The 20,653-nt window shown below is 43.0% G+C and carries 20 protein-coding genes and 1 pseudogene; 16 read left to right on the forward strand and 5 right to left on the reverse strand.

Features of this window, described 5'->3' with window-relative positions; translation table 11 throughout:
• Positions 1-206: 206 nt before the first annotated feature.
• The gene (locus ACQY1X_RS08160) at positions 207-1,724 is read left to right on the forward strand and encodes a hypothetical protein (RefSeq protein ID WP_430015567.1); all 1,518 of its coding nucleotides are present in this window, start codon (positions 207-209) and stop codon (positions 1,722-1,724) included.
• 6 nt (positions 1,725-1,730) lie between these two features.
• Here the strand turns inward: ACQY1X_RS08160 and ACQY1X_RS08165 are convergent, their stop codons facing one another.
• The gene (locus ACQY1X_RS08165) at positions 1,731-2,477 is read right to left on the reverse strand and encodes a DUF4079 domain-containing protein (RefSeq protein WP_430015568.1); all 747 of its coding nucleotides are present in this window, start codon (positions 2,475-2,477) and stop codon (positions 1,731-1,733) included.
• Between the two features lie 185 nt (positions 2,478-2,662).
• Between ACQY1X_RS08165 and ACQY1X_RS08170 the strand changes: the two genes are divergently transcribed.
• Positions 2,663-4,153 carry a UDP-N-acetylmuramoyl-L-alanyl-D-glutamate--2,6-diaminopimelate ligase gene (locus tag ACQY1X_RS08170; RefSeq protein ID WP_430014340.1) on the forward strand — a complete coding sequence of 497 codons (1,491 nt, stop codon included), beginning with the start codon at positions 2,663-2,665 and terminating at the stop codon, positions 4,151-4,153.
• 302 nt (positions 4,154-4,455) lie between these two features.
• Positions 4,456-6,048 carry a protein kinase domain-containing protein gene (locus tag ACQY1X_RS08175; RefSeq protein WP_430014341.1) on the forward strand — a complete coding sequence of 531 codons (1,593 nt, stop codon included), beginning with the start codon at positions 4,456-4,458 and terminating at the stop codon, positions 6,046-6,048.
• 129 nt (positions 6,049-6,177) lie between these two features.
• Here the strand turns inward: ACQY1X_RS08175 and ACQY1X_RS08180 are convergent, their stop codons facing one another.
• Entirely contained in the window at positions 6,178-7,218 is a 1,041-nt protein-coding gene (locus ACQY1X_RS08180; protein WP_002739807.1) for a fatty acid desaturase, read from the reverse strand.
• A gap of 569 nt (positions 7,219-7,787) precedes the next feature.
• Positions 7,788-8,702, reverse strand: coding sequence for a Sll0314/Alr1548 family TPR repeat-containing protein (locus ACQY1X_RS08185; RefSeq protein WP_002739989.1), 915 nt, complete (start codon positions 8,700-8,702; stop codon positions 7,788-7,790).
• Positions 8,703-8,787: 85 nt separating this feature from the next.
• On the opposite strand from ACQY1X_RS08185, the gene ACQY1X_RS08190 reads away from it, so the two are divergent.
• The 3 genes from ACQY1X_RS08190 (at position 8,788) to ACQY1X_RS08200 (ending at position 10,271) form a co-directional block, all read left to right on the forward strand.
• A complete protein-coding gene (locus tag ACQY1X_RS08190) occupies positions 8,788-9,420 on the forward strand; it encodes an ABC transporter ATP-binding protein (protein ID WP_002755019.1) in 633 nt (210 codons plus the stop codon).
• Between the two features lie 357 nt (positions 9,421-9,777).
• On the forward strand, positions 9,778-9,993 hold the full coding sequence (locus ACQY1X_RS08195; RefSeq protein ID WP_002755017.1) for a hypothetical protein: 216 nt from the start codon (positions 9,778-9,780) through the stop codon (positions 9,991-9,993).
• Positions 9,990-10,271 carry a type II toxin-antitoxin system RelE/ParE family toxin gene (locus ACQY1X_RS08200; RefSeq protein WP_430015569.1) on the forward strand — a complete coding sequence of 94 codons (282 nt, stop codon included), beginning with the start codon at positions 9,990-9,992 and terminating at the stop codon, positions 10,269-10,271. Before ACQY1X_RS08195 ends, ACQY1X_RS08200 begins: the two co-directional genes overlap by 4 nt.
• Positions 10,272-10,489: 218 nt before the next feature.
• Here ACQY1X_RS08200 and ACQY1X_RS08205 read toward each other — a convergent pair whose 3' ends face one another.
• Complete coding sequence (locus ACQY1X_RS08205; protein WP_430014343.1) at positions 10,490-10,768, reverse strand: hypothetical protein; 279 nt, start codon at positions 10,766-10,768, stop codon at positions 10,490-10,492.
• Positions 10,769-10,937: 169 nt separating this feature from the next.
• Here ACQY1X_RS08205 and ACQY1X_RS08210 point away from each other — a divergent pair.
• The 10 genes and pseudogenes from ACQY1X_RS08210 to ACQY1X_RS08255 all read left to right on the forward strand — a co-directional run bounded on the left by ACQY1X_RS08210 (position 10,938) and on the right by ACQY1X_RS08255 (position 19,919).
• Positions 10,938-11,179 (forward strand): annotated as a pseudogene (locus ACQY1X_RS08210) (hypothetical protein).
• Between the two features lie 315 nt (positions 11,180-11,494).
• Positions 11,495-11,719: a Calvin cycle protein CP12 gene (locus tag ACQY1X_RS08215; RefSeq protein WP_430014344.1), complete on the forward strand. Its 225-nt coding sequence runs from the start codon at positions 11,495-11,497 to the stop codon at positions 11,717-11,719.
• A gap of 175 nt (positions 11,720-11,894) precedes the next feature.
• Positions 11,895-12,488 carry a DUF3177 family protein gene (locus tag ACQY1X_RS08220; RefSeq protein ID WP_002740183.1) on the forward strand — a complete coding sequence of 198 codons (594 nt, stop codon included), beginning with the start codon at positions 11,895-11,897 and terminating at the stop codon, positions 12,486-12,488.
• Positions 12,489-12,520: 32 nt separating this feature from the next.
• A complete protein-coding gene (locus tag ACQY1X_RS08225) occupies positions 12,521-12,805 on the forward strand; it encodes a hypothetical protein (protein WP_002739558.1) in 285 nt (94 codons plus the stop codon).
• A gap of 229 nt (positions 12,806-13,034) precedes the next feature.
• Positions 13,035-14,045 carry an L-histidine N(alpha)-methyltransferase gene (gene egtD, locus ACQY1X_RS08230; RefSeq protein WP_430015570.1) on the forward strand — a complete coding sequence of 337 codons (1,011 nt, stop codon included), beginning with the start codon at positions 13,035-13,037 and terminating at the stop codon, positions 14,043-14,045.
• Between the two features lie 40 nt (positions 14,046-14,085).
• Positions 14,086-15,441 carry a 5-histidylcysteine sulfoxide synthase gene (ovoA, locus tag ACQY1X_RS08235; protein WP_430015571.1) on the forward strand — a complete coding sequence of 452 codons (1,356 nt, stop codon included), beginning with the start codon at positions 14,086-14,088 and terminating at the stop codon, positions 15,439-15,441.
• A 385-nt stretch (positions 15,442-15,826) separates the two neighbouring features.
• The gene (locus ACQY1X_RS08240; protein ID WP_002740177.1) at positions 15,827-16,261 is read left to right on the forward strand and encodes a VOC family protein; all 435 of its coding nucleotides are present in this window, start codon (positions 15,827-15,829) and stop codon (positions 16,259-16,261) included.
• A 135-nt stretch (positions 16,262-16,396) separates the two neighbouring features.
• Complete coding sequence (locus ACQY1X_RS08245; protein WP_430014349.1) at positions 16,397-18,175, forward strand: S8 family peptidase; 1,779 nt, start codon at positions 16,397-16,399, stop codon at positions 18,173-18,175.
• Positions 18,176-18,425: 250 nt separating this feature from the next.
• Entirely contained in the window at positions 18,426-18,974 is a 549-nt protein-coding gene (locus ACQY1X_RS08250) for a response regulator (RefSeq protein WP_002793002.1), read from the forward strand.
• A 165-nt stretch (positions 18,975-19,139) separates the two neighbouring features.
• Positions 19,140-19,919 carry a DUF1350 family protein gene (locus ACQY1X_RS08255; protein ID WP_316577918.1) on the forward strand — a complete coding sequence of 260 codons (780 nt, stop codon included), beginning with the start codon at positions 19,140-19,142 and terminating at the stop codon, positions 19,917-19,919.
• Here ACQY1X_RS08255 and ACQY1X_RS08260 read toward each other — a convergent pair.
• On the reverse strand, positions 19,916-20,629 hold the full coding sequence (locus tag ACQY1X_RS08260; protein WP_430015572.1) for a Uma2 family endonuclease: 714 nt from the start codon (positions 20,627-20,629) through the stop codon (positions 19,916-19,918). The two genes, ACQY1X_RS08255 and ACQY1X_RS08260, sit on opposite strands and share 4 nt — an antisense overlap.
• Positions 20,630-20,653: the final 24 nt, after the last annotated feature.

Consider the following 20,653-nt stretch of genomic DNA (forward strand, 5'->3'; position numbering starts at 1 on the left):
CAGTGCTATCCCTGTATTATCACAGTTGTCACTTGACCAAAAATTGATTAGTAGTTAGGTGTTAAAAAATGTCAGATACACCCCTTAATAAGGGAGAATCTGCCCCCCCCCTTATCAAGGGGGGCAGGGGGGATCCATCTTCAATTTAATTATAACCAGCTACTTGTTATTATAATAAAAGTAACCATTCTTAGATGGACTGGCTTATGAAAAATCGTTTATACCTTCACCTGATGGCTAATAGGGAAAAAGGGTTTGCCTTGCCTCTTGCCGTGTTGATTGGACTTATCCTCATGGTGACAGGAATAACTATGATGATGCGCGCCCAAGGAGACCAATCGAAAGTAATTGCCCAAAAAGCCCGGGCTGATGCTTTAAGAAGTTCCGAAGCTGGGGTAACGCGGGTGCAGGATTTACTTAATAGCGTTCGAGTTATGGCGAAGTTTAATAGTAATTGTCCTTCTGGGGACTGTTGGCAGACCGCCCAAGTAGTTCCTACTCCCAGTCCAGGTTTACAAAAAGATTTAAAAAAATTATACACTGCTGCCTACTGTAGTAATCCTGACGATGCTGATACCCTGAGCGCAAAAATCGATCAATTAAGAGGTTTGAGCGGGGGTCAATGGTTTGATCTCGGTAATAATCGTTATTATCGCGTGGATCGCGTGGTTGGATACAATTTCGATGATACCAATCCCCCCCCTGACGGTTTGGGTTGGGGAGTTCTCACCCTCGAAGGACTTTCCCTCAGTCCAACAGGAGACCTAAATAACATCGATGGCGACAATGCCGCCTCGCGTAACCGCGTGGTGGTAACTATCCCTATTTTTCCTTCCCTTCCCCTCGCATTTACTCGCACCACGGTTCCCGCTTTGTGGATAAGGGAGGGGGCCACAGAAGATCTAAGTCAAACTAGCCAGATTACGGTCAGCAATCCGAATTATTCTGGCGGTGCTAAATTTCAGGGGGATGTGGTTATGAGCGACACCACGGTGGCGACGGGATTTGTCGAGGAGACAGGAACTTTGCAACCGAACCTAGAATGTCATATTAACCAAAATAATATTCAACAGCCCGAACCCCCCGAACCTGCACCCAATACCCCCTACAAAGCGCAATTTGTCGGTGTCCCTTTCCCCAATTTACCGCGGATTCCCGGTCCAAGCCTAGGAGACCTTACCAGTTCTGAAACTTTTCCCCGACTGGGAGACACCCCATCTCCTAACGGAGTGTACGAGTATATCGTTGATAATATCAACTTGAGTAGCGGTAAGATCACCATTACTCCAGGGCAACGGGTGGTTTTTTATGTTAGAGGTGATATTAACGGTGTCATCGAACACGACTGCAGCAGTGTTAGCCCACCCACGGTTTGTAAACCGGGCAATCTACAAATTTATGCCAATAATGAATTAGCTTTCACCGCGCCGCAAATTTGTCTGAGAGTGGGTCAAAACCAAAGACTAGAAGCGTTTATCTTTGCTCCTGACTATTCCCTCGGTAAAACTGGTAACGGTGACTTCGTCGGTGCCGCCTGGGGTAAAAATTGGGGCAAAATTTCAACCTGTGCCTCAAATAGCGGCGCAGTTGCCGTGACCCAAGGAGTAGAATGGACTGACTTAATCCAAAACCTGAAACCCAATCCCTTAAACACCTTGCCCCAACTTGGTAAGATTGCCAATTGGTTTGAGGAACCCATACCCTCTCCCTCTCCCAGTCCCTAAAAAAGTTTAACTTATCGGGTTGATGAGGGAGGTTGAGGATTTCGGTTCGGGACAGGTTTTATTGGTGAAATCACAGCGATAAATTGCTGGTTTTTGCCAACTGAGGGGAATTTCCAGCAAATCCCTGGAACCGGTCATGGCTTGTCCCAGAAAGAGAGCCAGAGCGATACAATTGAGAATTGTATGGGCGATGCGCCAACGATGGGAACGGTCTTTATAGATATCTTCAACAATGGCCAGAGAGAAAATCATCAGTAATGATGCGGCCATACCGATATAGTAGTGGGACCAGTACCATTGGGCCGAGAGTCGCCAGACCCCATCCTGAGAACCGATAATAATTAAACCGATGCTGGTCAAGGTGGCAAAAATTCCGCGCCAGAGAGCTTGTCTAGCGCGGTAGAGACAGACCAAAGAGGCAATGGTGACAAAAAACATCAAAATCACAAAAAAGGCCTGAAAGGAGTCTAATTTTCCGTCTTTTTGTTTATCGACAAAACCATTAAAACCGTAAACGACCGAGTAAGCTAGTGCTAACAGGTTAACCCCTACCACTGTACCCGTTAACCAGCGGCCTAAGCGTAGATGTTCTGGCCCGACCACTGGCGGAATTTTACTTTTATTTCCTGCAGCGGTTTCTAAGCGACGTTGACGGGTTTGCCAAGCAAAGTTAACTACGAGGCCGATAATGGGGAAAACGACCACTATCGCTAGGACAGGATGAATGAGAGCCAGAAAATCGACGAATTGCATATAAATATCCCGAAAATAGTCAGCAGAAAATCTTCAATAGTTGACAAGCTATAGCCTTGTTTTTTTTAGCTTATCGCGCTTGATATCCTTACTGCTGAGTTTTTTTATCGTTAAATTAATAGCCTAGGAACCTCTTTGATAATCGGCTAATCTAAAAGCAGCAATCCCTAGATTCAATCCTGACTATGAAACTACAAGAGCTTTTAACAACTATCCCTCTGGTTTCCCCGATTTCTTCTCCTATCGCTTCTATTACCGAGATTACAGGAATTTCTACTAATTCCCATGCTTGTCAACCGGGAGATTTATTTATCGGTTTACCCGGTACTCGCGTCGATGGGGGCGAATTTTGGCGTTCCGCTCTGGAAACCGGGGCCCTAGCGGCGCTTATCTCCCCAGCAGCCGCAGCTAAATTTCCCCCCCCGGAGGATGCTTGCGTAATCGTTGTGGCAGATTTAGTTACTGCCACTGCTGCGATCGCTGCTAAATTCTATCATTATCCGGCCCTTACCCTAAAATTAATCGGTGTGACGGGAACCAACGGCAAAACCACCACCACCCATCTAATTGAATATTTTCTCAGCCAAGCAGGGATTCCCACCGCGTTATTCGGGACTCTTTATACCCGTTGGCAAGGATTCCAAGAAACTGCTAATCATACCACCCCTTTCGCTAACGAGTTACAAGCCAGTTTAGCCAAAGCAGTGAGCGCCGGCAATGAAATCGCCGTCATGGAAGTTAGTTCCCATGCACTGGCCCAGGGACGGGTACAGGGTTGTACTTTTCCTGTGACGGTGTTTACCAATCTCACCCGGGACCATCTCGATTATCACCTCGACATGGAGGATTATTTTGCCGCTAAAGCTAAATTATTTAGTCCCGATTATCTGCAAGGTAAGGCGATTATTAACCTTGATGATGCCTACGGTCAACGTTTAGCGGCCTCCCTCTCTCCTCAACAGGTTTTAACCTATAGTGTGTGCGATGCTCGTGCCGATTTTTATACTAAAGATTTACACTATCAACCCACGGGAGTGGAAGGGGTGATGGTGACTCCCCAAGGGGAAATAGCCTTTGCTTCTCCTCTGGTGGGTCAATATAATCTGGCTAATCTCTTAGCGGCGGTGGCGGCAGTGTTAGAATGTGGTGTAGATTTAGAGACAGTAATCGGTCAAATTCCCCAGTTTTCAGGAGTACCGGGGCGGATGGAACGGGTTAGCATCGCTCCCGACCAAGATATCAGCGTCATTGTCGATTATGCCCATACTCCCGACAGTTTAGAGAATGTTTTAAAAGCAACACGTCCCTTTATTTCTGGTCGGATGATTTGTGTTTTTGGTTGCGGCGGCGATCGAGATCGGACAAAACGGCCGTTAATGGGGAAAATAGCGGCAGAATTAGCAGATTTAGCCATAGTTACCTCCGATAATCCCCGCACAGAAGCTCCCGAACGAATCCTTGAGGATATTATCGCTGGCATTCCCCCAGAAATTACTGTTCAGGTAATTAGCGATCGCGCTTTGGCCATTGACACGGCTATTCAAGCAGCACAACCGGGAGACGGAGTAATTATTGCCGGTAAAGGTCACGAAGATTATCAAATTTTGGGGACGGAAAAAATCCATTTCGATGACCGCGAACAGGCCCGGGCCGCTTTGATGAAAGGGAAAAAGTGATTAGGGGTGTTGAATTATCAAGAAAAGCTAAGATTAGTTGACAATTAGCAGAGGTAGCCAATTTTAAAATCTGTGGTAAGCTAAAAGAGTTAAGGAAAAAATCCCAGTTAACAAGCAAACGCCATCTTGATAAGTTGCCCCTGCGTTAACTAAGCAATGACACAAAAAAGCGTTACAGGCGCTTTGAATGTCTCATATCTCTGGTTTTGGACTTTCGGAGATACCTCCTCTTGAGGAGAATCTCTGAGGGTGCATTGTTGAACTGTCTTAGCAAAAAAGTATCGGTCAACTGGTGACTCTATATGACCTACTCCTACTGCCTTAATCCCGACTGTCCTCAACCGAAAAACGCCGCAACAGCGTTAATCTGCGAGAGTTGCGGTTCAAAACTGCTTCTGCACAACCGCTATCGAATTCTAGGCATTTTAGGGAAAGGAGGGTTTGGGGCAACCTTTGTCTCATCGGATTTGTCCCTACCAGGTACCCCCCTATGTGTGGTCAAACAACTGCGACCTTGCACTGATGATGCTAATGTTTTTAAGATGTCCAAGGAACTTTTTGAGCGAGAAGCGGAAACCCTAGGAAAACTGGGGGTTCATCCGCAGGTTCCCCGATTATTGGACTATTTTGAAGATAATCAACAGTTTTATCTAGTTCAGGAATACGTTAAAGGTCATAACCTCTACCAAGAGGTAAAAAAACGTGGCCCGTTTAGCGAAGCGGGAGTCAAACAAGTTTTAAGTGAACTTTTGCCGATTTTGAAATATATCCACAAACAAAGGGTAATTCATCGGGATATCAAACCCGCTAACCTAATTCTTCGGCACACGGATCGAAAATTGGTTCTGATTGACTTTGGGGCTGTCAAAAATCAAGTTAACACTGTTATTGCCAATGTCAATTCTCAAGACGCTTTGACTAATTTTGCCGTGGGTACCCAAGGTTATGCCCCTCCCGAACAGATGGCCATGCGTCCGGTCTATGCCAGTGATATCTATGCCGTGGGAGTTACCTGTATCTATCTACTCACGGGCATATCTCCTAAGACTATCGAAGTTGATGTCAATACAGGTGAATTACTCTGGGAAAAATTAGTCAAGGTGAGTCCTCAGTTTGCTAAAGTCCTGAAAACAATGCTGCAAGTCTCCATCCGTCATCGCTACAAATCCGCCCAAGAGGTAATGGATGCTTTAGACATGACCGCTTATGCCGATAGTCTAGCCCAAAGTTTAATCGCGGCTCCAATGGTTACTTCCCCGAAACCACCACAAGATTCAGGTCAAATAGCCACTTCTTCCGTTTCTAGCTCTCTCAACTCTAAATTTCGCTCCAAAAATAAAAATCCAGAGACCTCTCCAGATAATCTGCCGGGGGCGCAGATGGCCTTTTCAATAACTAATACAAATATACTGCCGAAAAACAAAGACCACAGCAGCCCAGATATAACCTTACCGAAGAGAAAACGCCGCTTAGATGAAAAAGCGATTCTCTATGCTTACAATAACGGCCGGCGCAATTTCGCCCAGGAGGAATTATCGAATCTCAATCTGTCTAAAGTACAACTTTTGCGGGTAAATTTCTTTCAATGCAAATTAACAGGAACTAATTTACAAGGGGCGGATCTGTCCAATGCGGATTTGGGCCAGGCTAATCTCAGTCAAGCGATTCTCAAAAATACCAATTTAAATAATGCCTATCTCGGTTATGCAGACCTGGAAGAGTCCGATTTACGCGGGGCTAATCTCACCTGCGCCCGTCTTCGCTACGCTAATCTCAAAGATGCTAATCTTTGCGGGGCTAATCTCTCTGATGCCCAAGTAACTCGAGAACAAATCGCTATGGCAAAAACCAATTGGTTAACAGTTATGCCCAATGGTAAACGCGGTTGCTGGTAATCTTTTTTCAGTGATCAATAATCAGCAATCAGTAAAAAGACAAGGAAACTTCGATTTAATACTGTCACTTAAAACTCAAATCTGATAGCTGATAACTTACCCACTGATAACTGATCACTGATCACTGATTTAACCGCGGCTTTCCTTAAAGGTTTTGTAGGCGGTTTCGGAGTCGAAAATATGGCAATAATCAACGATTCGCTTCATTAATGCCCAAGAAAACTGGGTTTCTTTCAGGTGACTACCCCAATTTTCTTGGAGACTAGCGTGAACTTTGCGGAGGTTATAGGAAGGAATCGCCGTCGAGATATGATGGGGGATATGGACATTAATATCGTGACAGAGAATTTCTACCCAACGGGGATAGCTACAGTGAACTGTTCCTTCTAGTTGCGCTAAAGCTTGATTCCAGTCTTCAGGATGGAAAAATTGAATATCGGGGTCTGTGTGATGGACAAGGGTAAAGGTACTCATCCAAAAATGATAGACAAACCAAGGTACCACCCAAAATTTAACCAATCCCCAGACACCAGTGTAGAAAATGAGGGTTGGGAAAAAAATAGCGGCAAAAACTAGGACGACAATCATCGAAAAGCGGGCTTTTTCCCGTTCGTTCTCCTTGAATTGTTCGATATTAAAGTGTAGAATAGCCCAGTGGGCGATCGAACCGAGCCACCAGAAACGTCCGCGAATGCCGCGATAAAAGAGACGCACTAGGGGATTGGCCGAGTTAAAAGCTTCTAATTCCCACGGATCCCAAGCATTATCTATCGTTACCATGTTAGTTTTAGCATGATGGCGATCATGGAGGAAACGCCAGCAGTGGAAGGGATAGATAAGGGGTAAGAGGAAAATATGACCGACAAGATCATTAACCCAGGGTCGATTAGAAAAAGACCGATGACCGCCATCATGGGCGATCACAAAGAATCCCGTTAAAGCTGTACCCGTGAAAATCCAAGCTAAAGGCAGTAAATACCAGGGAGAATAAACTAGCATTGCATAACCGGCAATGACCGCCAAAATATTCGTAATTACACCAAACCAAGCTTTAAGCGGGTCTTTCTGGAAATATTCTTTGGGAATGCTTTGAATAATATCTTTCAGTTTAAAGTCTGGCTCGATCGAGGTGATCAACTCCCCATGCAATTTATCCGTCGTTGCCGTCATGAAATCTCCAATTACACTTAGGTGAACCCTTGACAATAAATCAGCTAGGAGGTTTAGCCAAATTCTGCTCTATACCACAAGCCAATTTTTTTGTCAATATATTTTTAACTTTAATTAATAAACTTCCGGGAAGCTTAATAATCCTTTACTTTATATAACATAAGAGGGGATTTTCTGTTTTGGCAAAATTTGACGGCGGGTACATCTCATTTTTGTAAATCTACCAATTGGGATTTTTACGGAGAAACCCCCCTGCTAAAATCGGGCGTTGTTTCTGATTTTACCACTCAATCCCAGCTTTTGGGGGGTTCTACCCCCCAAACCCCCCGTTGGGGGCGTGGCGCCGCCCCCAAACCCCGGAGCGCATTAGTTTTTCGGTGGGATGCTTACACGCAGCTGCTGATACATTTGTTATCATCTAAGAGTCACTGATAATTGCTGATTGTCGGTATTCCTGCAAATCTGCGATGCACTCTTGACGGCTGCCTTTTGCCCTTTGCCTCTTGCCTCCTGCCTTCAAAAACTGATAACTGATAAAAAAACAAATATTGACTATTTTTAGACGTTTTTTAACGACTAGCTGTGTTTTCTAGGGATTTAATCTCCTCCTGTACCTTACGGTGTTCGCGATTTAACTGTTTTTTGACCGATTCGGGGAGTTGTTCCTGTTTTTTCAGGGCATTATTAAAGTAATCTAATGCCAGTTTCAAAGAGCCAGTATTTTTATCCGTATTGCCTTGAATTCTCAGGATTTGACCCTTAAGATACATTAATTCCGGATTCTCGGGGGTCGCTTTCAGAGCGTTATCGATAAACCGCAAAGCCTGATCATACTGCTTTAAATCCCGGTAAGCTAGAGCGATACCTCGATCGACCAAGTAATCAGGACTCCCATAGGTTTCTAGCCGTTGAATTGCCTCTTGAGGACTAGAAAAGGGCAAATTAACCGCTAAAATCAAATCCATATAACCCTTTAACAGGTTCAATTCCGGATCCGTAGGATTAACCTTTTCTGCGGTTTCCAAATACTGAAACACCTGTTGTAATCTGGGGATGGCCGATACTGCTCCTTCGGTTTGAAAAACGTAGGTTCCCTCCAAAAAACTCCCCACCGCGAGATACAAATTTCCCCTTAAAGGGTCACTGTCCTGCATTTGTTTGGCCGCTGCCTTAGTTTTCTCGGAGTAGGTTTTGAGGGTGTTCCAATCCTGGTCGGTAAAAGCAAGAGAGGCACGCATAGCATGGGACAAAGGTTCTTGGGGTTCCTTTTCTGTGGCCTCAACAATTAATTTTTTTGCCTCTAGATAATTACCTTGTTTAAAAATAGCGTTAAAAGCGGCCTCGGTCTTATCACCAATCGGTCGGGGATTGGTTTTGCGGAAAGGATCTCCAGCTAACCCTGGACTAATCCAGTTAACCACTACCATAACAGCCAGCGAAGCACCGATCGCCATTTTTTTCGTTAAACCTAACCTCAGCACCATGGTCAAAAGTCTCCTTGAGCGAATGAAAAAATCTGTCACAATAGAAACGGGTTTCTAGACTTAATTTCCAGTTATTTTCCTGTCAATGCTTTATCTCAAAGATGTGGTTTATCATCCTCCCGCTGCCCTCAATCCCATTTTACAGGGGATTAATCTCGAATTAGCATCCCAAGAATTAGGTCTGATTGTCGGGCCCAGTGGTTCCGGAAAAACGACTCTTTTGGAAATTCTAGCAGGCTTTGCCGATAAAACGGCAGGGACGATTCACTGGCGCGACCAAGAATTAACGGTGCTGCACCTGCAACAATTAGGAGGAATCGTTTTTCAGTTTCCTGAACGTCATTTTTGCGGTAAAACCATCCTTGAGGAGTTGCGTCTCGGTCATCCGGAGATTAAAAGCGATCGCCTAACGGCGGCCTTAAAGGAGGTAGGATTAGAAAACATTCCCCTGGATACTTCTCCCCACAATCTTAGTGGTGGTCAACAGCGTCGTTTATCCCTCGCTGTCCAGTTAATCCGGCAGCCTAATCTGTTACTTCTCGATGAACCTACGGCCGGTTTAGATTGGTCTATGCGTCGTCAATTGGCTAAACTTCTCGCTAGTCTCAAACAACACTGGACTTTATTAGTAGTTAGTCACGATGCTGGGGAATTATTGCCTATTGCTGACCGTCACTGGAAAATTGAACAAGGACATTTGAGGGAAGTAATAAAGTAAAAAAACAGATAGTTGAGGTTTTGGGGTTTTGAGGTTTTGGGGTTTTGGAGTATTAGTTGAAATTTCCCCACTTCCCTATCTCCCCATTCCCCCATCTCCTATCTCCTGACTTGAAAGAGTATGAATTGTCTCCTAGGCACTTCTTAAAACTGGGGAACAGGCGTTCGTTATGTATGTATTATACATATAGGTTATGTATATATTGATTGTATATATAAGCTTGGGCATAATATAGTTAGTTATAAATAGTTGACTAGACAAAAAATGTCCATATAATGAATGGTTATGCGGTAACTCTCGCTATTTTTAGCCTTGATTGTAAATTCTAGATAGTTTAAGCGATCGCCCCTTAAGAAAATGGCAATACAAACAACCTTTGCAGAGATTCTAGAAGCAGCCGAGCAACTTCCCCTTGAAGATCAAGAAAATCTCATTCATATTTTACAGAATCGTCTTCGAGATCAAAAAAGAACAGAGTTGGTTAGAGATGTTCAAGAAGCTCAACAAGAATTTGCACAAGGTCAATGTCAACCCCTGACACCTGAACAAATCATGGAGGAAATCCTTTCGTGAATTTTGTTTTATTACGCTCGAATATACTTATTATAAATGCTCGAAAAGTTGTGAAAAAACAGGCTTTTTTAGTTCAAAATATCCAAGAAACTTTAGCTTTATTATCCGTAGATCCATTTCAACCTCGATTAAGAACACACAAATTAAAAGGGGAGCTTAAAGACTCTTATGCTTGTAGTGTGGGCTGTGATTTAAGAATTGTCTTTAAATTCGTTGAATATGAGCAGAAACAGGCAATTCTTTTGGAGTCAATTGGGACTCACGATGAAGTTTATTAGTGCGGATGATTATTACACTCAGTTTGCAGAAACCGAACCAGAATCAAGATAAAAAACCCTAAGATGCCTCATTAACAAATATTTCAGCTTTTTTGAGGGCAATTTGCCATTCTAAGTCGGCTATTTCTCGATCGAGTTCGGCAATTTCACTAAGTAGTCATGCAAAATAAATTTCCTAGTGAAGACAGGCAAGAGGCAATAGGCAAGAGGCAAAAGCTTTATCGAAATGTGTAATTAATTTTGCTTAGGTACTTATTAACTTGCTTTAAATCGGCGATAATTTCTTGTTTACTGCGTTTTCTACCGTAGATAGCCAGTTCATCCTCTTGTAATTTCTCAAGGATAGAGTCTAGGGAAGCGGTTAAATCGGCCGAGGGACTATCCATAATACCTAGACGCATCAATACCTGTACCGCTTTGACAACGTCTTGCTGATAAGCTTCTCTAGAAGGGTAATCTTGGGGGTTTTTGAGATTTAAAGCGTCAATGATATTCATATTCCATACTGTGATTATGTCACATTTACATACCTCAAGTTTCTAATAAATTCCCTAACAGGGATTGCAATATCTTTTATTCTAGAGTAGAAATGCTCGACCGAGAAAATATTGATAGAGTATTGATAGGAGACTGGGGAAAAATTCAACTTTAAGAGGATTGTCACTGATGACAGCAGTTACCGAGAATGATCTGAAAAGGTTAGAAGATTTAATCGTTAGCGGACAGAAAGCGATCGAATCCCGACTGACAGCGATCGAGTCCCGACTGACAAACCTAGAAAATGGACAGAAGGCGATCGAAAACAGTTTAGGAGAAATTAAAGGGGATATTAAGGCCTTAGATGCCAAAGTTACATTTTGGTGACAGGAATGCTGACTATTGCCAGCAAAACAGTCTTTTTCCCCTAGTCCCTAGAATAACTTATTCGATCTGCGCCACCCTGTCTAAGGGAGCATCGAGACTGGTAAGACGGCCTAAATAAGTCAGTATATGCTTCTGCTCGCTGTCTATCCCGGGGAGAAATCCCTGTGGCGTTTCTCCAGTGCGAAATCTGGGCTAAAAATTGGCCTAGTCAGGAAATCTTGATCTTAAATTCCCCAACAATTGCGCTAGGATCGGCTCAATAGCACAGGAAAGGCGATCGAGTGGGATAACCGATCCTGTGGCTTGAGAAGGTGACTGTATAATTGTTAGAGTGTCAATAGATCAATTCCAGAGGAATCATGAGCAATATCCAAGATAAAATTCAAGAAGAGCTAGAAAATGCCAGAGCCGTCTGTAGTACGGAAGGTGCTACCTCTGGTGAATGTGCCGCCGCTTGGGATGCGGTGGAAGAATTACAAGCAGAAGCCGCTCACCAACGTCAAGACCACCCCCAAAAAACCAACTTCGAACAGTATTGTGATGATAATCCCGGTGCCGCCGAGTGTCGCATTTATGAAGATTAATGGAATCGGGCAGCGGTTTTTTCTCTCCTCACAGTAGAATCCTAGCTTTAGGGCGATCTCAACTATAAAGAGATCGCCCCTCGTTTTCTTGTTTGTTGGTCAAGCTGTGGCCGATTTTAGCTGCTGCGTCCGAAGACAGTAAAATGTTGACAGTGTAATTATGTCTGAATAGTTTATGAATCAACTTTGGTTTCGTCCTCTCGTTTGGATAGATTATCGTTTAGCCGTCCTATTTACGGTGATTATTCCGGCAATTTTGTTGATTTGGTCTTTATTTGCAAAAATCGAATCATTACAGAAATTGTTGATTATCTATTGGCGAGTGGCTAGTCTTTTATTAATTACTGTATATTTAATGATTGCTTCCTGGCCGATTGGTTTTGTCACCAGTTTTTTAGCTAAGATTTTAATCCCGATTTCCCTCTGGTTTTGGGTGGATATTAACGATGAAATTAAAGATTTACCCGCTAGTCCGATTAAATTTGTCACCACTGCTTGGCGTTGGGCAGTAACTATCTATTCTCCTCTGGGCGCGATTTCTACCTTACCTTTTCTCTCCTGTGCTATGTCAGGGGAATTGCTAAATTCTCCCTATTGTCAGGTTTGGCAGGAAGCACCCTGGCAGTTTCGCGAGATTTTTCATTCAGAAGCTACCGCTAATGTTTTGGGCTTTTTTGGTTTGGTTGGTCTCTCTTTTTATACTCTCTATTTTGCCCATTTTCTTCTTATTCGCCTTGGCAAACAGGGACGTTCAGCTTTACAACAGTAAGTCTTTAGCTATCGATAATTAGCCATTTTTCTATGAATATTGGTCAACAACTCGAACAATACACCCTCAAAAATCCCCACGAGGTTTTATTAGTGACTATTGCTGTGGATGGGGAGGAGGAAGAAATCTCTATTTTTAAGGGTTTTTCTAGTTCTCTTACTCGCAGCACCCCCTACGATCCCGATATTCCGATCATTCCTGAAACGGCGACAATTATTAAGATAGATCGTCTTGCTAGTCCTTATCATCCCCTTAATCCTCGCTATATCCAAGAAAATCTTAGCTTAGAGGAAATGCAATTTTTACTGATTAATTGAACGGGTAATTTTGCTTGGATAATATCAGCACCCATCTCGATGGATTTAACAGCTTTTATTTACCTTCCACAAACCTTGTCTAGATAGACAAGAGGTAAATTTTGCGGCGTTTTATGGTAAAATTACCGGGGAACGATAATCTCTGCCAGCATTCAAGCTGTCAAAGTGGATTTCGTCCCCGGCATCGATCGAGAACAATCAAAAAACTGGAGAATAATCTGGAGAATCTATGCAACTTAAACCATCTAAACAAGAACTATTACAAATTGAGTATTTAGCCACCACTGCCACCGGTAAAAATATAGTTAAAGATCAGGGAAAAGATGTGATTGAAGGATTAACTAAAACCCCCAAAAGTTTACCATCTAAATATTTTTATGATCGGCAAGGTTCCCAACTTTTTGAAGCAATCTGTCAATTGCCAGAATACTATCCCACTAGGACAGAAGCGGCTATTCTCCAAGAATATGCTCAAGAAATTGTCGCCTATACAGGTCCCTGCGAATTGATAGAATTAGGTAGTGGTAGTTCCACTAAAACTCGTCTGTTATTGGACGCTTATTATCGGCAACAAAAATCCTCTAAATATGTACCTATCGATGTTAGTGAAACTATTCTCCAAGCTAGTGCCATAGAATTACAAAAAGAATATCCTAATTTACCGATTCAGGGGTTAATTGGAACCTATGAACAGGCCTTAGCTTATTATCAAAATGCTTCCGATAATACCAGAATAATTTTTTTCTTGGGAAGTTCGATCGGTAATTTTTCTGCGGCTGAATGTGATAAATTTTTAGGAAAAATTGGCACTGTCTTAAAAGCTGGAGATTATTTTTTATTGGGGATTGATCTCCAAAAACCGTCGGCAATATTAGAAGCCGCTTATAATGATGCTCAAGGGGTGACAGCCGCTTTTAATTTAAATATGCTTTCCCATTTAAATTGGCGTTTTCAAGCTGATTTTAACCTTGATTTATTTAGTCATCAAGCTATCTATAATCAAGATAAATCTCAAATTGAAATGTATTTAATTTGTCAAAAAACTCACCCTGTTCATCTCAAAAAACTCGATTTAACAGTTAATTTTCAAGCATCGGAGAGTATTTTAACAGAAATCTCGCGTAAATTCAACCTAGAAACTATGCAAAAAGACCTAGAATCAAAGGGATTAAACCCGCTCAAGGTTTTCACCGATCCTGAAAATTTATTTGGGTTAATTCTCTGTCAGTTATCCCTGTAATTAACGAAAACATTATCATCAGTAATAGAGGCACAAAAACATGGAAAAGATTCAAGCACAGGCTCCTATCTCTCTAAGTAACTGTAGTCGAGAAAATATACTGGACTATTTTGAAAATGCTTGGCAATTAGAAGATATGCTGTTAAAAAGCATCATCAAAGAAGAAGCTTTTTATTGTAACCCTGACGATTTAAGAAATCCCCTCATCTTTTATTTAGGTCATGCTGCCGCTTTTTATCTGAATAAATTGCAGATGGTTAACCTATTAAAAAAAAGCCCTAATCCTGACTATGAATTATTGTTTGGAGTGGGAGTAGATCCGGCAACTCCCGCAGAATTAAACTCTGCTATCGCTCAGATTCAGTGGCCTAGGGTGGATAAAGTTTGGGAATATCGGCAACAAGTCTATGAAATTGTGGTCGAAATAATTAAAAATATCCCCCTCAATCTTCCTATTCATCCGCAGCATTCTCTCTGGTCATTAATGATGGGAATCGAGCATCAGCGTGTTCACTTTGAAACATCTTCAATGTTACTCAGACAACTGCCGTTAGATTGTCTGCAACGTCCTTCCGGTTGGCATTATGCCCCTTCTTTTGGTCAAGCTAGTCCTAATCAAATGGTGGAGGTTTCTGGGGGAATAGTAGAAATTGGTAAACCCCAGGATTCTCCTGTTTATGGTTGGGACAACGAGTATGGTTATCGTCAAATTCAAGTTAACAATTTTCTGGTGAGTAAATATATGATTACCAACGGAGAATTTAAAGAATTTGTCCATAATGGTGGCTACGAAAATCCCAGTTATTGGGATGAGGAAGCTTGGCAATGGAAAAATCATTATCGAGTCAAATATCCTAAATTTTGGCTGGTAGATGAGGGAGGAAATTATCAATATCGATCCATGTTTGATGCTCTCGATTTACCTCTTGATTGGCCAGTAGAAGTGAACTATTATGAAGCGATCGCCTACTGTCGTTTTCAAGGTCAAGGAATACGTTTAATGACGGAAGCTGAGTGGAATTTAGCCACCTATGGCAGTCAAAAAAATCGATGTTATACCCTAGAAAACGATAACTTTGATGACTATAACCTCAATTTAAAATTCTGTTCTCCCACTGCCGTAGGAATGTTAAAAAATACGGGCAATAACTCAGAAATTTATGACTTACGCGGTAACGTCTGGGAATGGCTAGAAGATGATTTTAATCCCTTAACTGACTTTCAACCCCATTACCTCTATGCTGACAATTCCACTCCTTTCTTTAATAGTCAACATAAAATGATGTTAGGAGGAGCTTGGGTGACTAACGGCACAGAAATCCTACCCTACTATCGCAATTGGTTTCGCCGGAATTTTTATCAACACGCTGGTTTTAGAATCGCACAAAGTCTTTAGGTGGGGTGTGGGGTGTGGGGTTTTACCCATTTTCAGGGGGTCAATTACCTAATTTTCAGGGAAAAAGTGCCTAATTTTCTCCCCCGATTACTGCAAAGGCCAGCACTTGGCTCTCCTAGGTTTGGTGGGTAAAATGTATTCTAGGATACATTTCTCAAGAGCGAGGGGGTGGAACGAACCACAAAGACACAAAGGACACAAAGATCGATCGATCATATAGTAAGTTAAACTAATCACACAGAACCTAGAAGAGCCAGCACTTTTTGATATCTTGAGATTTATCGGGCCAATTCTAGGTAATTGCCAATTAAAAAAAAATTCCCGGAAGGGTCGCCCCTCGATCGCTACAATAGAACCTAGTAGAATGCGGATAAACTCGATCGCCATGAATCAACCTGCAATTTTTCATCTCGCTATTCCGATTACCGATGTGTCCACAGCTAAAAGCTTTTACTGTGATGGTTTAGGTTGTTTAGCAGGAAGGGAAACCGAGAAAGCGATAATCTTAAATTTCTATGGTCATCAGGTAGTCGCTCACGTCACCGAAATGCCTCTTACTCCCCAAAATAGCATTTATCCTCGCCATTTTGGTCTAATTCTGCCGGATGCCAGGGATTGGGACAATCTTCTCGAAAAAGCACGAGTCAATCAACTAAAATTTTATCTAGAACCAAAAACTCGCTTTAATGGGGAGATAACCGAACATAAAACCTTTTTTCTAGAGGATCCTTTCTATAATCTCCTCGAATTTAAACATTATCGCCACTACGAAGCTATTTTTGCCAGTCGGCAATTAACAGCGATCGGCGATCGAGCTTAAAATAAACAACAGGTGACTTTTTTGTAACTGGTTAGTCCTATCTTTAACTGCGACAAAAATAGGGGAACTTCCCTCGGATTCTCTCATCGAAACTAAAAGAACCTTGGCTGGCAATGATCAATTCTTAGGAAATCTATGAAAAAACTCTTATTGTTAACCCTATTTATTATCGGTCTAGGATTTGCGCTCTTTCACTTTACTGGATTAGCAAATCGGGGCGAATATCAATCAATTTTAATCGACTTTAAGGACGATATACCGGTCAGCGTCCTCGATGAGCAGTTAAATACTGTCAATAAAAAAGCGGGAAAAACCACCAGTTTAAATAGTATTTTTTCCATCGATGAACATCTTTACATTATCGATGGAGATAGCAAACTCCTGAAAACTCTCCGCAATTCCGAGCTAAAAAAACACACCGAGTCGATCGAACCAGATTATATATATCATGCTTTTATCGCCCCCAATGACCCCGACTATAGCAAACAGTGGAACCTGCGGGGAATTAACATCGAACGCGCTTGGGAAGAAAATCACGGTGAGGGGATCACCGTCGCTGTTATTGATACAGGTGTATCAAAAGTCCCCGATCTGCGAGAAACCGAGTTTGTGGAAGGCTACGACTTCGTCAATGATCGCAGCAATGCCGAGGACGATAACGGTCACGGAACCCATGTAGCGGGAACAATTGCCCAATCGACCAATAATAACTACGGGGTGGCCGGCATCGCCTACAAAGCCAAAATTATGCCCCTCAAGGTGCTTTCCGGGACGGGTGGGGGAACCGTGGGCGATATTGCCGAAGCGATCCGTTTTGCCGTCGATAATAAAGCCGATGTCATCAATATGAGTTTAGGGGGTGGAGGCGAAACCCAAGTAATGAAAGAGGCGATCGAATATGCCTATAGTAAAGGTGTGGTAATCGTCGCCGCTGCCGGTAATGCCGATGATAATTCCGCCGCCTATCCTGCCCGTTTTCCCCACGTTATCGGCGTTTCTGCGGTAGATGCCTCCGGAAATAAAGCCCCCTATTCTAATTTCGGGGCTGGAATCGATATTGCTGCCCCCGGCGGCTCCGATACGGGTAAAATTATCCAAGAAACCATCGATCCCGCTAAGGGAGGGGAACCGGCGTTCCTCGGTTTTCAGGGAACCAGCATGGCAGCCCCTCACGTTGCCGGGGTGGTAGCTTTAATCAAGGCTGCGGGAATTAAAGAACCCAATGCAGTTTTAGAGGTTTTGCAACAGTCGGCCCGTAAGATCAATGATGATCCCTTTAATCATTTTGGGGCCGGACAATTAGACGCGGGCAGTGCCGTACAATTGGCCCTGAAAGGACAGATTACTTTCCAAGATTTTTGGCGTTGGTTGCGCGATAACGGTTATCTCAATCCCCGTTTCTGGATTGATGGCGGTGCGGTGGCGGTTTTGCCCAAAATGGCTATGGTTTTGGGTTCTTATCTCCTCGCTTGGTGGCTGAGAAATTATTTTCCCTTCCCCTGGAACGGATTTTTGAATGCTGGTCTAATTTTTGGCAGTTCTGGCTTATTTTTCCTCAGAGGTCTTTATATCTTCGATTTACCCCAATGGCCTTTCCGAGTGATGGGGAGTTCTCTTTCCGACCTAGGAGGCGTTATTCAGGGAAGTTCTGCCCTTAATCCGCTTTTTGCCAGTGTTATCCTGCCCTTTGTCCTGATTGCTCTGCTTTTGGGTCATCCCCAGGCAAAATGGTTAGCGGTGGGGGTATCTTTAGCCATGGCGGTGAGTTTAGGTATCAGTGCCGTTATCGATCCTACTCTGGTCTGGTTAGGTTCTGGTAGGATCGCTCAGGCATTTTTGGGCATAAATGCGCTTTTATGTCTCGGTTTAGGTTATTTAGCCCTGAAAAGTGCTACTTCATCCCGATACGCTTAAACAGGGGTTACAATGGGACAACAAAGGTGATTTACCGTTCAAAACCTTTTTGGTTTTGGTATCTTCCTTTTGTTTTGCATTGAGTTCTCCTACAACAGCAGCCTCGGACATTAACCGAGGTTTTTTCTTTATGGTGTATCTTAGTTTCTAAGGGTTTTTTGGGAATTCTCAATGCCTATGCCGAAAGTTTTCGCCAATATCCCCTCGAATCATCGAGTTTATCCATTGTCTCTTTTCTCAGGTGTCTATCGTGTCAAATCATAAAATTCTCGTTATCGATGACAGTAAAGTGATTAGGATGCGCGTTCGCGATATGTTACCAGAGGGTAACTTTGAATTCCTCGAAGCTAAAGACGGATTAGAGGGCTATAATCTCATTCGTACCGAAAACCCAAATTTGATTATTTTGGACTTCCTTCTCCCAAAAATGAGCGGTTGGGAGGTGTTTCAGCAAATCCAAAGCGAAGATAATCTCAAAAGTATTCCCCTAGTGTTAATGTCAGGAAGGAAAGAGGAGGTAGTAGAGAAAATACCCGAACCTTTCCAATATTTTGCCTTTATTGAAAAGCCTTTCGACCAAAAACAATTGCTACAGGCGATTAAAGAAGCGATGGCCAAGGCAAAACAGTATTCTGCCAAACCAACAGTTTCTAACCCGAAACTAGAGGAACTCTCCGGGGATTATAGCACTGATATTCAGAATCTCCATGGCCAAATTGCCCAAATGCAAACAGAAATGGAAACTATCAAAAAACAAATGTCTCAATTAGTGGCTTTTATTAAGAAAAAACTAGCCTAGAACTATTCATCCCGATCTTTGATGATTTGGGTAAGCAGTTATCCTTATCCAGTGTCGCTAATCTCTGGCTAATCTCCTATCCCTTTTCAACAGGATTTAGTATAATAGGAAGTGGTATTTATTTAGTGAGTGACTAAGAAGTTATTAATTCACTGATAACTAATTATGAATTGGCAAGAAATAGCAGGTAATTGGGTTTTTCTCCCCCGTCGTCCCCGGGGTATCATTCACTTTTTAGGTGGGGCATTTGTGGCGGCGGCACCGAATATTACCTATCGTTGGTTATTAGAAAGTCTTGGGAATTCAGGATACGCTATTGTCGCTACTCCCTTTGTTAATACCCTCGATCACAAATCGATCGCCCGCACAGTTTTAAACCGTTTTGATAATATTATTGAACGTCTGCGCTGGAATCATAGTCTGCGCCAAGGTTATCTCCCCATCTACGGATTGGGTCACAGTATGGGGTGTAAACTACATTTATTAATCGGTAGTCTCTACGAAGTGGAACGGGAGGGAAATATCCTCATTTCCTTTAATAATTATCCGATTCGTCGGGCTATTCCCTTCATCGAACCTTTGCAAATTGACACCACTTTTAACCTCGAATTTACCCCTTCCCCCGAAGAAACAAACGAGTTAATTTTCCAAGATTATGCCATTCGTCGCAATCTTTTAATCCGTTTTCAAGACGACACGATCGATCAATCTCTGGTATTAAATCCCCTGCTAAAAAAACGCTTTAATGATTTAATTGCCCTGCGAACTCTCCCGGGTAATCATCTCACTCCCTTGGGTCAAGATGTCAGTTGGCAAACCGGAGAAGTATTTACTCCCCTCGATGCGATCGGCCAATGGTTAAAACAGGGACTTGCCCGGGATAATTCCCGTCTCAAAGATGAGATTCTCCAGTGGTTAAATCCCGTCCTTCCCGCCCCTCGTTAGCTTTCCCCTAGATTAATCCCCAGGGCCTGTAATTGCGCCTCTAGGCGGGCTAATTTTGCCTCAGCTTCCCGGGCCTGTTGTCGTTCCTGTTGGGCTTGCTGTTCGGCAGTCCTAGCCCTTTGTTCGGCTAATTCCGCTTTTTGCTTGATTTCTAGGGTGGTCAAAAACCGGGAGCCATCGGGATAAAAAATAGCTAACTGGGGACTCTCCAGTTGAAAACGAATCTGTAGAAGCGGACTCTGCCAATTATCGATCGCGGCAATCATCTCCAATTGATCACCCCTGCGCCACCAACCCTGTAGATAATTAGCATCGGGATCGTAGAGATAATATTCTTCTACGCCAAAACGCTGATAAAATTGCCATTTTCGGCGCATTTCCGCTTTAGTGTTGCCCGGAGAGAGAATTTCAAAGACCACCTGCGGCGCAATCTGGTTTTCTAACCATTGCTTATAGGAACCTCGATCGCCCTTGGGTCTGCCAAACACCACCATAGCATCCGGCGCTTGACAGATTTTATTATCCCCCTCGACCGGATACCACAACAGATCGCCGGCGATAAACACATTGTCATTGTCTGCGAATAAACATTCGAGATTTTCCTTAATCGTCACAATCCAGCGAAACTGTTTGGTATGATCGGCCATCGGTTTACCATCACTATCGGCATAGATAATCTCCGACTCAGAGAAAGATTGGGCTTTTACCATCGTTCTACTCCCTAGCGTACTAAC

Source organism: Microcystis protocystis FBCC-A270 (assembly GCF_050500235.1).
Taxonomy (GTDB): domain Bacteria; phylum Cyanobacteriota; class Cyanobacteriia; order Cyanobacteriales; family Microcystaceae; genus Microcystis; species Microcystis ichthyoblabe_A.